The organism is Shimia sediminis (assembly GCF_003990645.1).
GTDB classification, from domain to species: Bacteria; Pseudomonadota; Alphaproteobacteria; order Rhodobacterales; family Rhodobacteraceae; genus Shimia; species Shimia sediminis.
Map to the genome: position 1 here is coordinate 198,463 of NZ_RYZK01000005.1, position 12,580 is coordinate 211,042.

Sequence of the window (12,580 nt, forward strand, 5' to 3'; positions counted from 1 at the left end):
ATAGTCTCAAATCTTACGAATTTCGAGTGGAAATTTGGCCGCGCCCTAACGATTTGGATACTTCTTGGCGGCAAATTCGACCCCGGTGTGGGTGAAATACAAATGGGTGAGAGTGTGGAACAGGTATGCCAACTGAGGCCGGATGAGCATGTATGCCTCAATCCGGACCGTGTTGTTCAGTTGAAACGGCAATTGGGTGAAACGGCTGCAAGGGACGTAGTCTCGCGTGCGATGCGGGATTTGGCGTTGAGGTTGGAGCAGGTCCAGACAAGTTACTTGGCCGACCAGATGGACGAGATGCGGAAAAACACGCGCTTGTTGCTTGCCATTGCAGATCAGGTGGGGCTGGACACGCTGACCATGGTGGCTGATGACGTGCTGAGCTGTATCGCCACGGGGGATCAGGTCGCGCTGGCTGCAACGCAAATGCGGCTGATGCGCAGCGGCAAATCCTCGCTCAGTGAAATTTGGGATTTGCAGGGCATGAGCCTGTGATCGCGCTTGCAGGTTGAGCCGAAGCAGATAGGCTGGCGGGACACGAATTGCTCGAACAGGACGCCCATGCCGCTGACATTTGCCAAGCCCGACAGCCCCGCCATCCCTTTGCACATCGTCGATAAGGACGGGTATGACGGCTGGCGCAAGGCGCAATCCCAAACAACGGCGACATGGCTGGACACGGTGGGGTTCAAGCCGGTGATCGGCAGCGCGCAAGTGGTGCCTGATGCCAAGGGCGCCCCGGCGCTGGCCATCGCCGGATATGGGGATGCCGCCAGCCGCGCCCAAGGACGCTTTCCCCTGGCAGCAGCGGCCGCAAACCTGCCCAAGGGCACCTATGCGCTGGCGGGTGCCTTGCCAGCAGGAGACATCGAAACCGAGGCCCTGGGCTGGCTGTTGTCAGGCTACGCCTTTGACCGGTACGCCATCCAATCCGGCAGCACTGCACGGCTGATCTGTCCCGAAGGCGTGGATGCACAACGAATCGAAGCCATCGCCGCAGCCGAAGGGGTGATCCGTGATCTCATCAACACCCCCACATCGGACCTTGGGCCCGAAGCCCTGGAACAGGCGGTCCGGGATCTCGCCACCACCTTTGACGCATCCCTGTCCGTGGTGCGGGGCGACGCGCTGATCGAGCAGAATTTCCCGATGATCCACGCGGTTGGGCGTGCCGCGGACGAAGAACCGCGGCTGATCGATATGCGGTGGGGCGACACAGGCCCAAAGCTGACCTTGGTTGGCAAGGGCGTCTGTTTTGACACCGGTGGCCTGAACCTCAAACCCGGGGCCTCGATGGGCCTGATGAAAAAGGACATGGGCGGCGCAGCCACGGTGCTGGGCCTGGCCCGCATGATCATGGCGCTGAACCTGCCGCTGCAATTGCGGGTGCTGATCCCGGCGGTCGAGAACGCGGTCTCGGGCAATGCCTTTCGCCCCGGCGACATCCTGACCTCGCGCAAGGGGCTGACGGTTGAGATCAACAACACCGACGCCGAGGGGCGGTTGGTGCTGGCCGACGCGCTGACGTGCGCGGATGAGGATGACCCGGACCTGGTGATCTCCATGGCGACACTGACCGGTGCTGCCCGCGTCGCGGTGGGGCCGGACCTGTCCCCGTTTTTCACCAATGACGACGATATCGCCGAGGCCCTGGCCAAAACCGCCACCGAGGTCTCGGACCCGGTCTGGCGCATGCCCTTCTGGGAGCCGTATGAAAAGATGATCGAACCGGGCATTGCCGATCTCGACAATGCGCCCAAAGGGGGCTTTGCCGGGTCGATCACCGCCGCGCTGTTCCTGCGCCGGTTTACGGAAAACCCGCGCTATACCCATTTCGACATCTACGGCTGGAACCCCAGCCCCGCCCCGGCGCGCAGCAAAGGCGGCACCGGCATGGGCGCGCGCGCACTCTTGCAGGCGCTGCCCGAGATGCTGGGGCTGTGATGGACCGGCGGTTCCTGCCCGCCAATGACAGGGTGGCGCATAGCGGTCTTGAGGGCGCGGTCCAGTCCCCCGTCTTCACGGACGGAACGCTGTGGCGCATTTGCGTGCCGGTGGCAGATTTGCTGTCAGGACCGGGGCAATCCCGGGACAAGCAACTGCGCTTTGGTCAGGGGTTCACGGTTCTTGAGTTTCATCAGGGCTGGGCTTTCGGGTTCGACCCGGTTGACGACTATGCGGGATATATCAAGGCTGACTATCTCACGCAGAACCAATGGCCAACGCACCGGGTGCGCACACGTGCCACCCATGCCTACACCTCACCGGATTTCAAATCACAAGATCTGATGTTTCTGAGCTTTTTCAGCGAACTCTGTGTTGATCAGGTCGAAGGTGGTTTTGCAAAGACCCCTGCCGGCTGGGTGCCTGACCGGCATCTTGCCCCTTTGTCCTGGGTCGCCGAAGACCCTGTTGCAATCGCCGAGATGTGTCTTGGTTCACCGTATCTGTGGGGGGGCGACAGCGCCTGTGGCATTGATTGCTCGGGGTTGGTGCAACTGGCGTTCCATGCCGCTGGCAGAGCCTGCCCAAGAGACAGCGACCTGCAAGAGGCGTCTTTCCCTGATGCAACGGGTGGTTACGCGCGCGGTGACCTTTTGTTCTGGAAAGGCCACGTCGCCCTGGTCGTCGACGCAGAGACCCTGATCCACGCCAACGCGCACCACATGGCAGTAGTGCATGAAAACATCGAAACGGCCATTGCCCGAATCGAAAAACAGGGCGACGGTCCCGTGACCTCGCACAAACGCCCCTCCGGAAAGGACCTGCCATGAGTGATCCCTTTTTCAAACCCGTCTCAGGCATGGATCTGCCCCGCTTTGCCGGAGTGCCCAGCTTCATGCGCCTGCCGCATCTGGGCTTTGACCACCCGCGCGTGCAGGATGTGCAGGTGGGCATCGTTGGCGTGCCCTGGGACAGCGGCACCACCAATCGCCCCGGCCCGCGCCACGGGCCACGGCAACTGCGGGACGCCTCGACCATGATCCGCGCCGAGAACGGCGCGACCGGCGTGCGCCCTTTCGAGCTGGTGAACTGCGCCGACATGGGCGACGTCGGCCCGAACCCGGCGGATATTCCCGACAGCATGGACCGGATCACGGCCTTTTACGCCGATCTCAAGGCGCGTGGCATCACGCCTCTGACGGCTGGCGGCGATCACCTGTCCTCGCTGCCGATCCTGCGGGCGCTTGCGGCAGATGCCCCCGTCGGCATGGTGCATTTCGACAGCCACACGGACCTGTTTCACAGCTATTTCGGCGGCACCATGTACACCCATGGCACCCCATTCCGCCGCGCCGTGGAAGAGGGGCTTCTGGATCCCAGACGCGTGGTACAGATCGGCATTCGCGGCACGGCCTATGACCGCGAAGACATCGACTTTGCCGCCAGCGTCGGCATTCGCATCATCAAGATTGAAGAGTTCTTTCAACGCGGCGTGGCCGATGTCATGGCCGAGGCGCGCGAGATCGTTGGCACCGGTGACACCTATGTCTCTTACGACATCGATTTTGTCGACCCGACCTATGCCCCGGGCACCGGCACGCCCGAGGTCGGCGGTCCGAACTCCTTCCAGGCCCTTCAGGTGGTCCGCGAGCTTGATGGCCTCAACATCATCGGCGCGGATATGGTCGAGGTTTCACCGCCCTTCGACGAAAGCGGTGGCACCGCCTTCCTCGGGGTCTCAATCATGTTCGAACTTCTGTGCGTGATGGCCAAACGCTTGGCCGCCTGAACGCCCCCCCGGCTTCATCTTGCCAGAAATACTCCCGCCGGAGGCCCCCCCGAGGAGACGGGCCAAAGGCCCGGTGACGAGATATCCTGTGCGCCCCTTGGGCGCGCAATCAATCAACAGGCCGGATCAGCTTGCGCTCCAGAACGCGCAGCACGGTCTTCAGATCGTGCCCGCGTTTCAGGACCTGGCCATCCATGCCGATCACCGCATAAAGCCCCTGGCGATTGCGCAACTTGGGGCGTTTCTCGATCCGATACAGCGGATTTTCCGCCGTGCGCCGAAAGATTGAGAACACCGCCACCTCGCGCAAAGAGGAAATGCCATAATCGCGCCACTCTCCGGCAGCGACCATGCGGCCGTACAAGGACAGGATGACGCTGAGCTCTGTTCGGTGAAAGGCCACCTGCGCAGGGATTTGCGAGGGTTTGCTGAAAGGAATAGGCGGCTGTGCATTCATATCTCCACCCTCACCCCGGTTTCATAAAAAATCAACCCTGCCCAGTTTTTGCCGCAACTTATTCGGCAAATGGCCCCCTACTCTCCCTCTTGTCGCCGCAAGCCACCTGCATATTGAGGTCATAGCGAAACAAACGCTACCTCCGGCGGCGCGGCGTTCTTGCCCCCACCCAGTCTGTGTCGCCGGAGGGCCTTAGGGCCCTCCTTTTTCTCCAGACATCTCAAAGACTTCAGGCAAAACTGCCGTGACAGAACCAGCCTGCGGACATGGCATCGCCATGGGCATAGAACATGTGCAGCCGGTCGCCCTCTGCACAGGTCACCCGCCAGTAATCGCGCACGCCGCTGCGCCAGTCGGGATCGTCCAGCCACCATTCCGGGGTAATCCGTTCCGGCCCTGTCGCCAGGGCCAGATGCATGTCCCGCCCGCGCCAGCGGAACTGCCCCGGCGGATAGGGGCTGTCCGGCGCATTGACCGGTTCGGGGCGCCAGATCCGGACCGGGCGCGGGGTCGCAGGCACAGGCCAGGGCGCATCATGCGGCCCGGCCCAGGCCGCCGCCAGAACCTTGGCGCTTTTTTCCGGCAGGTGGCTGTCGGCAGGATGCAGCCGGGTGATGCGCTCCAGCCCGGTGCGCGCGCCCAGTCGCCCGATCAGATCCTCCAGCGCTTCGCCATCGCCCAGCCGTTTTGCGGCTGTAGTCTGCGCCTCAAGACGTCCCGCCATATGGCGTTTTCTGGCCGGTTCCACCTGCACCGCCTCAAGCCGCAACATGTCGATGCCAAAGCCTGCGTCGATCTCGTCCAGCTTCATCTCCAAAAGCGGGCGGATGCGATCACTGACCGATGTGGGGCGCGCAAGGCCCACCTCGACCCATTCGACGCCCTGATCTGCCCGGAAGGCCTGCAGCCGGACCCGGCGCGCGGCCTTGCCCCGGTCGTCCAAGAGCGTGCAGAGCCGCTCGAGCAGGCGGCGCATGCCGACCGAGATATCCTCGCGCAGGCCAATCGGCTCGGGCAGGGTCATGCGCACGGCAAAATTCGGGGCCTCGCGGGCGGGCGTAATCGGTTCGGGCGCCGAGCCCAGCGCCTGATCCAGCCGCCACACCAGCCCCTTGCCAAAGCGGCGCGCCACGGCGGCGCGGGGCTGGCCCGCGAGGTCGCCGATCTTGCGCAGGCCCAGCCGTGCCAGATGCGCCTGGGTGTCGGCATCCAGCCGCAGGCCCGCCACCGGCAGGTCCGCCAGCGCGGTGCGGGTCTGGCCCTGGGGCGCGATGGCCGAGCGCGCGGGACCTTTCACGCCGACCTGCGGGGCAGGCCCGCCCTTGGTCCAGTGCCGTCGCCGTCGTGCCGCGCGCACACGGGTGGCGGGGGCCTCCTGATCAATGGCATCACCGCTGCGATGTACCAGCATATCCCCCCGTCCGGCGAACCGTGCCAGGGCCCAGGCCGCCCCCGGCGTGTCGGCAAGACCTGCCAGCACCGTGAGGCCCAGCGATGTGCAACCCTCTTGCACCGAGTCGATCACCCCCTGCTCGCCCCCGAACAGATGCGCACAGCCGGTGATGTCGAGCATCAGCGCCGAGGGTGCCTCTTCCGCCACCCAAGGGGAAAACCGCACCGCCCAGCGGCGCAACGTCGACAGGAACGCGGCTTCGGCCTGGGCGTTCTGCAACCGCGTCACCAGACCGGGGCACAGCGCCTGGGCATCGCGGTGTGGCTGGCCGGTGTGCACACCTTCGCGCGCGGCCTCTTCCGAGAGCGACGACACCACCTGCATCTGCCCGGTCTCGCGCAGAACCGCGAGCGGCTGCCCCCACAGGGCAGGCTCCTGTCGGATCAGGCGTTCGGCCCCCAGACGCGGGAACCACAGAGAGAGGATACGTCGATTTGACATGCGGGCAGCATTTTGTTCTCTTTTTGTTCTATCTACCGCGATTCGCTATGACCTGTCGAGACAGAGGCTGTGACCTATGCTGGCCGAGCTGTGCATCACCTCGAATTTCACCTTTCTGACCGGGGCCTCGCACCCCGAAGAGTACATGCGCCGCGCTGCGCTGGACGGGCATGGGGCGATTGCCATTGCCGATGACAATACGGTGGCGGGCATTGTGCGCGCCCACACCGAGGCGCGCGAGATTGCCCGGCGGGTCAGGGAACGCCAGCAGTTTGACGCCGCCCACGGGCTGATCGGGCCGCCCGCGCCCAAGGGGCTGCCCCCTGCCCCCTCGGCGGCGATCTACAACACGCCACGGCTGTTGCCCGCTGCGCGGCTGGTCTTTGCCGATGCGCCACCCATCACCGTGTTGGCGGCGACGCGTCTGGGTTGGGCCAGCCTGTGCCGAATCCTGTCCAAGGGGCGGCTGCGGGCGGAAAAAGGCCAATGTATTCTGAACCTTGCGGATCTTTTTGAGCACTCCAAAGGGTTGGAGCTGATCCTGCACCCGCCCCCCCAGGCGCTGCGGGATCGGCGCGGCGCCGGTGGATGGGCGTCTCTCATGGGACGGTTGAGGCGCCGCTTTGGCGGGCGGATGCATCTGGCGCTGGCACCGCGCTATGACGGGCAGGATGCTGCGCATTTCCGCGCCATCTCCGCATTGGCGCAGCAACTGGACCTGCCGCTGGTCGCCAGCGCTGCGCCGCGCATGCATCACGGGCGCCGCCGTCGGCTGGCGGATGTCCTCAGCGCCATTCGCACCGGCAAGCGTATCGACGCGCTGGGGCGGGATGCGCAGGCCAATGGCGAACAGCGCCTGCGCAACATCCCCGAGATGCAGCGGCTGTTTCGGGGCTATGAAGCCGCGCTGGAAAACACCCATAAACTGGCGGAGAAGGTGACGTTCAGCCTGGACTCTCTACGTTACGAATACCCCAGCGAGGTGGCAGAGGGCGAAACCGCCGAGGCGCGCCTGCGGCGGCTGGCGCATGAGGGGTTGCGCTGGCGCTACCCCTATGGCGCGCCGGAAAAGGTCAAGGACATGCTCGAACACGAGCTGACCCTGATCGCCAAGCTGAATTACGAACCCTATTTCCTGACCGTGCGCGACATCGTGCATTTTGCGCGCTCCCGCGACATCCTCTGCCAGGGGCGCGGCAGTGCGGCCAATTCGGTGGTGTGTTACTGCCTTGGGGTGACCAGCGTCAGCCCCGAGGTGGGCACCATGGTGTTTGAGCGCTTTGTGTCAGAGGCCCGCGACGAGCCGCCGGATATCGACGTCGATTTCGAACATGAGCGCCGCGAAGAGGTGATCCAGTGGATCTATGAACGCTATGGCCGCCACCGGGCGGGGCTGTGTGCGACGGTGATCCACTATCGCGGCAAGCGCGCCATTCGCGAGGTCGGGCGTGCCATGGGGCTGGGCGATGACACGATCTCGGCCCTCAGTTCGCAGCTCTGGGGGTTCTTTTCCACGGATGCGGTGCAGGATGAGCGTATGCGCGAGATCGGGCTGGACCCGAATGACCGCCGTCTGAAACAGACCATGGAGCTGGTGCATGAGATCATCGGTTTCCCGCGCCACCTGAGCCAGCATGTCGGCGGGTTCATCGTGACCGAGGGGCGGTTGGATGAACTGGTGCCGATTGAAAACGCCACGATGGAGGATCGCACGGTCATCTGTTGGGACAAGGATGATATTGATTCCCTTGGGATTTTGAAGGTCGACGTGCTGTCCCTGGGCATGCTGACCTGCATCCGCAAGGCCTTTGATCTGATGACGCAGCATGTGGGCCAGAGCTATACGCTGGCCACCCTGCCGCAGGAAGATTCCCGGGTCTATGACATGCTGTGCAAGGCCGACAGCATTGGTGTGTTTCAGGTGGAAAGCCGGGCGCAGATGAACTTTTTGCCGCGCATGCGCCCGCGCAATTTCTATGACCTCGTGATCGAGGTGGCGATCATCCGACCGGGGCCCATTCAGGGCGATATGGTGCATCCCTATATCCGGCGCCGGAATGGCGAGGAAAAGGTCTCGTTCCCGTCGGATGAGCTGGGTGAGGTGCTGGGCAAGACGCTGGGGGTGCCGTTGTTTCAGGAACAGGCCATGCAGATTGCCATTATCGGCGCCGGGTTCACGCCGGAAGAGGCCGACCGGCTACGGCGGTCACTGGCGACGTTCAAGAAGCATGGCAATGTCAGCGAATTTCATGACCGCTTCATGCGGGGGATGAAGAAGAACGGCTATGAAGAAGATTTCGCGGCACGTTGTTTCAGCCAGATCGAAGGCTTTGGCTCTTACGGTTTCCCCGAGAGCCATGCGGCCAGTTTCGCGCTGTTGGTCTATGCCAGCGCCTGGATCAAATGCCACCATCCGGGGATCTTTGCCTGTGCCCTTCTCAACAGCCAGCCGATGGGATTTTACGCGCCTGCTCAGATCGTTAGAGACGCCCGCGAGCATGGGGTCGCGGTGCGCCCCGTCGACATCAACGAAAGCTATTGGGACAACGTGATGGAGCCCGATGGCCTGGGCGGCTGGGCGCTGCGGTTGGGATTCCGGCAGGTCAAGAAGCTGCGCGAAGAGGATGCGGCCTGGATCACGGCGGCGCGCGGCAATGGCTATCGGTCGGTCGAAGATGTCTGGCGGCGTGCCGGGATCAGCCCGCCGGTGCTGTTGCGGCTGGCCGAAGCGGATGCCTTTCGGTCCCTGCGCATGACCCGGCGCGAGGCGTTATGGCAAGCCCGCGCGATCCGCTCGGAACAGCCGCTGCCCTTATTCGCGGGCGATATGGATGGCGAAGGCATCGTGGAACCCGCGGCCAACCTGCCGCAAATGACCGAGGGCGAAGAGGTGGTCGAGGATTATGTCTCGATGCGGCTGACGCTGCGCAGCCACCCGGTGGCGCTGCTCAGGCATCTGTTGACGCCTGAAACGGCGAATCATGGGTAAACAGCTGAAAAACAATAAAAATGACGATCTGCATCGCGTCGGTATCACGTCGGTATTACGTCGGTATCTGCACCGAAAAACCGGTGCGTCAGGGCTGGTAAAGCGGCCGCACGACAGGGTAAGACAGCGTTTACGCATAACGGGAAGATCGGAACCATGGACGACACTGCACTCGGTTTGATCGTCACCTGGCTGTTGGTCGTCAACGCGATCACGCTGCTGGTTTTTGGCTGGGACAAGCTCAGCGCGCGCGCCAAATGGCGGCGTATCCCGGAAGCCACGCTGCTGACGCTGGCGCTGATCGGAGGCAGTATCGGCGCGCGCGCGGGGCAGAAAGTGTTTCGTCACAAGACCACGAAACAGCCCTTTGCCCGAAAACTCAGCGCCATTCTGATCCTGCATGGGGTGCTGTTCATCCTGATCTCGGCCGCCGCATTGGCCGGGGCCCTAACGCTGTGACCGCAGCCCGCGCAGGGTGGCCTCGGCAAAATTTGGCTTTGACAGGGGCATCATTCCGCCGCAGTATGCGGTATCGTTAGCGCTATCATAGCTAGCGAAACCGAAGGAGGACAAGATGACCCAGAAGCTGACAACCACGGTCGAAATCGGCGCGCAAATCTGGTCTGACCCTGCCTTGGGGGAAGAGTTCTGGCGTGGGGAACTGACGTTGAACGGCTTTGCCATCGTCACCCGCCCGGCCGCACGCAGCCGGGACGAGATGAAAGACATGCTGACCAAGGCGCTGCTCCAGCGCTTTCCGGATGCGGACCCCATGAAGATCGTGAACTAAACCCCCCGTTTTCGTGTGGGTTCAAACGGCCCGGCCATCGTCGGTGAAGAGGTTTTGGCGGTTGTTTCGCCAAGGCCTTTCAGGTTGCGTCGCCAATTGGGGCCTGACCCTGAGTTTTGTCAGGATCAGGCCATTCAAAACACCCTAAAGCCTTTTGCGTTTCTACCGAGTCAGGGAAAAGGCAAAACGCCTTAATGAGGGTCCACATCAGTTCAACGGCGCGGCTCCGGCCTCGAGCGTAACGGCGGCCATTGGGGCGTTCGCGGCCAGAAGGACTGCGACATCTGCCCCCTCTTCAACATCACCGAACATGTGGCAGCTGGACTTGGTGGCATGAAAGACCCCGGTGCAGGGGCGCATACAGCCGACCATTTCGACATGGCCGGTGATCTCGAAGTCCTCGGAGATCATGTCGCCTCCAGCGGTGATCGACTGGCAGAGCTTGCGCGCCAGTTCAAAGCCGATGCGACAGGCCTCGCCGGTGTGGGGACAGATGGTGCAGTTGGTGATTTTGTGGGGAATGGTCCGGTTCATGACGCCCTCCGCGCGTGTGCGGGTGCGGTGGGAAGCCGGAATGTAAAACGCGATGCGCCATCAGATCAGCCCTTTCCCGGATCGCCCCGCCCGGTTGTGGTTTCAGTTCAGCGATGGCAGGTTTCCTGACTTGCGGGTCAAAGCTGTGCCTGAACCTTCCCAGTGCACGGGGCACCAGTGGCTGCTTCAGGGTCGCTCGCCGCTTACAGTTGCGGGGGCAGTCGCGGAATTGGCCCAAGTGGGGCCGCACCGTGTTCCCTAGGTCTGATTCCGAAGAACCAGACACCATCGGGGCAAGTGGTAAGCCAAGGCGTGGGGTCTGTAAAGCGCGCGATTCAGCCTGCGCCGGGGACGAGGAACAGCTGGTTCAGGTCCGACGCTTTGCGCACCGCATTGGCCGTGGTTTCCGCATTGAGCGCCTCGCGCGCCAGACGCAGGTGTTTTTCGATGGTCGCCGGGCTGCGGTGCAAGGTGTCGGCAACACTTTGCACGCTGTGACCATCTGCAATCAGGTTCAGCACCTCGCGTTGGCGCGGGGTCAGAAGATCGCGATGCGCAGGGGCTGGAAAGGTCGCGGCCTTGAGATGCATGACCGAGCAAAGCGAGTGTATTTCACGCCCGTCACGCTGCCAGATAAGGTCAACGTCTTCCTGGGTCAGACCCTTTTGGGCGCAGAGCCCCAGTACCGCCTTGCGCCGTTGGCCCGCGTCATTGAACCAGATCGTGTACCCGGCGGTTATGTCCCATTTTTGGCAGAGATCGAGGTGGACTTTTTCATCCTCGGTCAGCTCTCGGTCCTTGTCCTTGGCGCTGTAGGCCTCGCTCCAGCTGTAGGCCCCGGCGCCACGGGTTGGCTGTGCCACCTTGGCCGCGGTTTCGTGCAGATTGTCCGCAAAGAAGGCATCTGTCACTGCGGGGGGATAATTGGTGAGAACCAGCCGGTCACCCGGATCCCCCCACCCCACGCGCACGGACAGCAGGGTGGCGGCGTAGATCATGCGATCAAAGCCGAAATCCTGCATGTTCCGGATGTGGTGCGACCACATTTCGGACATGTTCCGACTGGCGACAATGCGCTCGGCGCGCACAAAAGTTCCGATATCTTTTGGCAAAACGGGAATCTGTCCTAAAATACTCATGTCAGATGCCACTTATCGCGGAAAAAGGGAATATCCAGTCCCTGCGACTTGTGGTCATGGACAGTTGCCGCAACGCGCGGTAATCAGGCGCGGTTATGGCCAAGAAAACGCAGAAAGCTGACCCCAACTACAAGGTGATCGCCGAGAACCGGCGGGCACGGTTTGACTATGCCATCGAGGATGACCTTGAATGTGGCGTGATACTGACCGGGTCCGAGGTGAAATCGCTGCGGATGGGCTCCTCGAACATCGCCGAGAGCTATGCGGCGGTGGAAGATGGCGAGTTGTGGCTGGTGAACTCGTATATCGCGCCATACGACCGCGCCATGTTCCCGCATATGGAGCGCCGTCGCCGCAAACTGTTGGTCAGCCGCAAGCAATTGTCGAACCTGTGGAATGCCACCCAGCGCAAGGGCATGACCCTGGTGCCGATGGTGATGTACTTCAACCACAAGGGGCGGGTGAAGCTGAAGATCGGCATCGCCAAGGGCAAAAAAATCCACGACAAGCGCGCCACTGAGGCCAAGCGCGACTGGGGTCGCCAGAAACAGCGCCTGCTGCGCCACGGCGACTAGGGGCAGACCCAAAACTGCCACGCGGGGAGAATTCCCCGGTTTTTCCCGCTGATTGTTGCACTGCAACACAGGACAGTGGTCCCGATCCGGATATCGGGGCGCCCGGATTGTGTGTTTGGTTGTGTGCGAGCCCCAACCAGGGACCTTGGGAAGGGGAACAACATGGAACTACTTATTGGGCTTTTGTCCGGTGCCGTCGGCGGTACCGCGGCAGGCAAGCTGATCTCGAAGATTGACCAGGGCACTTTGGTCAACGCGATTGCGGGCATTGTTGGCGGTGGTTTGGGCAGCCAGGTTCTGGGCGCGCTAGGCGCTGGCGGGCTGGCCGGCGGCGGCATGGACATTGCCGGGATCATTGGTCAGGTCGCCTCGGGCGGGGTCGGCGGCGGCGTGGTTTTGGCCGTGGTTTCGGTCATACGCAAGGCGCTTGGCAAGTAACACGGGCAAGTAACTTGCCACAAAACCGCAT

At 62.7% G+C, this 12,580-nt stretch carries 13 protein-coding genes and 1 riboswitch; of the genes, 9 read left to right on the forward strand and 4 right to left on the reverse strand.

The genetic code is table 11. From position 1 onward, the window contains the following. Positions 1–102: 102 nt before the first annotated feature. From EK369_RS13035 to speB, 4 genes are all read left to right on the forward strand, one after another. Positions 103–495, forward strand: coding sequence for a hypothetical protein (locus EK369_RS13035; RefSeq protein ID WP_127114698.1), 393 nt, complete (start codon positions 103–105; stop codon positions 493–495). A gap of 66 nt (positions 496–561) precedes the next feature. Further along, entirely contained in the window at positions 562–1,944 is a 1,383-nt protein-coding gene (locus EK369_RS13040) for a leucyl aminopeptidase family protein (RefSeq protein WP_127114699.1), read from the forward strand. After that, positions 1,944–2,774 carry a C40 family peptidase gene (locus EK369_RS13045; protein ID WP_127114700.1) on the forward strand — a complete coding sequence of 277 codons (831 nt, stop codon included), beginning with the start codon at positions 1,944–1,946 and terminating at the stop codon, positions 2,772–2,774. The genes EK369_RS13040 and EK369_RS13045 overlap by 1 nt, the downstream gene beginning before the upstream one ends. Continuing rightward, positions 2,771–3,733, forward strand: coding sequence for an agmatinase (gene speB / locus EK369_RS13050; protein ID WP_127114701.1), 963 nt, complete (start codon positions 2,771–2,773; stop codon positions 3,731–3,733). The genes EK369_RS13045 and speB overlap by 4 nt, the downstream gene beginning before the upstream one ends. A gap of 109 nt (positions 3,734–3,842) precedes the next feature. Here speB and EK369_RS13055 read toward each other — a convergent pair whose 3' ends face one another. Beyond that, entirely contained in the window at positions 3,843–4,190 is a 348-nt protein-coding gene (locus EK369_RS13055) for a DUF2794 domain-containing protein (protein WP_127114702.1), read from the reverse strand. Between the two features lie 229 nt (positions 4,191–4,419). Continuing rightward, positions 4,420–6,084 (reverse strand): Y-family DNA polymerase, encoded by a 1,665-nt coding sequence (locus tag EK369_RS13060; RefSeq protein ID WP_127114703.1) that lies wholly within the window; start codon positions 6,082–6,084, stop codon positions 4,420–4,422. Between the two features lie 76 nt (positions 6,085–6,160). Here EK369_RS13060 and EK369_RS13065 point away from each other — a divergent pair, with 76 nt between their 5' ends. The 3 genes from EK369_RS13065 to EK369_RS13075 all read left to right on the forward strand — a co-directional run bounded on the left by EK369_RS13065 (position 6,161) and on the right by EK369_RS13075 (position 9,863). After that, a complete protein-coding gene (locus EK369_RS13065) occupies positions 6,161–9,073 on the forward strand; it encodes an error-prone DNA polymerase (RefSeq protein WP_127114704.1) in 2,913 nt (970 codons plus the stop codon). A gap of 156 nt (positions 9,074–9,229) precedes the next feature. Then, positions 9,230–9,532 carry a DUF1294 domain-containing protein gene (locus tag EK369_RS13070; protein ID WP_127114705.1) on the forward strand — a complete coding sequence of 101 codons (303 nt, stop codon included), beginning with the start codon at positions 9,230–9,232 and terminating at the stop codon, positions 9,530–9,532. Positions 9,533–9,647: 115 nt separating this feature from the next. Continuing rightward, entirely contained in the window at positions 9,648–9,863 is a 216-nt protein-coding gene (locus tag EK369_RS13075) for a hypothetical protein (protein WP_127114706.1), read from the forward strand. A 207-nt stretch (positions 9,864–10,070) separates the two neighbouring features. Here EK369_RS13075 and EK369_RS13080 read toward each other — a convergent pair whose 3' ends face one another. Both EK369_RS13080 and EK369_RS13085 read right to left on the reverse strand, forming a co-directional pair. Beyond that, the gene (locus EK369_RS13080; protein ID WP_127114707.1) at positions 10,071–10,397 is read right to left on the reverse strand and encodes a thioredoxin domain-containing protein; all 327 of its coding nucleotides are present in this window, start codon (positions 10,395–10,397) and stop codon (positions 10,071–10,073) included. A gap of 98 nt (positions 10,398–10,495) precedes the next feature. Beyond that, positions 10,496–10,702, reverse strand: a riboswitch (cobalamin riboswitch). 30 nt (positions 10,703–10,732) lie between these two features. After that, positions 10,733–11,536 (reverse strand): helix-turn-helix transcriptional regulator, encoded by an 804-nt coding sequence (locus tag EK369_RS13085; RefSeq protein ID WP_127114708.1) that lies wholly within the window; start codon positions 11,534–11,536, stop codon positions 10,733–10,735. 95 nt (positions 11,537–11,631) lie between these two features. On the opposite strand from EK369_RS13085, the gene smpB reads away from it, so the two are divergent. Both smpB and EK369_RS13095 read left to right on the forward strand, forming a co-directional pair. Then, entirely contained in the window at positions 11,632–12,111 is a 480-nt protein-coding gene (smpB, locus tag EK369_RS13090; protein WP_127114709.1) for an SsrA-binding protein SmpB, read from the forward strand. 162 nt (positions 12,112–12,273) lie between these two features. Continuing rightward, complete coding sequence (locus EK369_RS13095) at positions 12,274–12,549, forward strand: hypothetical protein (protein ID WP_127114710.1); 276 nt, start codon at positions 12,274–12,276, stop codon at positions 12,547–12,549. Positions 12,550–12,580 lie beyond the last annotated feature (31 nt).

Coding starts and splice junctions, on each gene's coding strand:
- EK369_RS13035 (WP_127114698.1), top strand. CDS start 103: ATGGGTGAGAGTGTGGAACAGGTATGCCAACTGAGGCCGGATGAGCAT.
- EK369_RS13040 (WP_127114699.1), top strand. CDS start 562: ATGCCGCTGACATTTGCCAAGCCCGACAGCCCCGCCATCCCTTTGCAC.
- EK369_RS13045 (WP_127114700.1), top strand. CDS start 1,944: ATGGACCGGCGGTTCCTGCCCGCCAATGACAGGGTGGCGCATAGCGGT.
- speB (WP_127114701.1), top strand. CDS start 2,771: ATGAGTGATCCCTTTTTCAAACCCGTCTCAGGCATGGATCTGCCCCGC.
- EK369_RS13055 (WP_127114702.1), bottom strand. CDS start 4,190: ATGAATGCACAGCCGCCTATTCCTTTCAGCAAACCCTCGCAAATCCCT.
- EK369_RS13060 (WP_127114703.1), bottom strand. CDS start 6,084: ATGTCAAATCGACGTATCCTCTCTCTGTGGTTCCCGCGTCTGGGGGCC.
- EK369_RS13065 (WP_127114704.1), top strand. CDS start 6,161: ATGCTGGCCGAGCTGTGCATCACCTCGAATTTCACCTTTCTGACCGGG.
- EK369_RS13070 (WP_127114705.1), top strand. CDS start 9,230: ATGGACGACACTGCACTCGGTTTGATCGTCACCTGGCTGTTGGTCGTC.
- EK369_RS13075 (WP_127114706.1), top strand. CDS start 9,648: ATGACCCAGAAGCTGACAACCACGGTCGAAATCGGCGCGCAAATCTGG.
- EK369_RS13080 (WP_127114707.1), bottom strand. CDS start 10,397: ATGAACCGGACCATTCCCCACAAAATCACCAACTGCACCATCTGTCCC.
- EK369_RS13085 (WP_127114708.1), bottom strand. CDS start 11,536: ATGAGTATTTTAGGACAGATTCCCGTTTTGCCAAAAGATATCGGAACT.
- smpB (WP_127114709.1), top strand. CDS start 11,632: ATGGCCAAGAAAACGCAGAAAGCTGACCCCAACTACAAGGTGATCGCC.
- EK369_RS13095 (WP_127114710.1), top strand. CDS start 12,274: ATGGAACTACTTATTGGGCTTTTGTCCGGTGCCGTCGGCGGTACCGCG.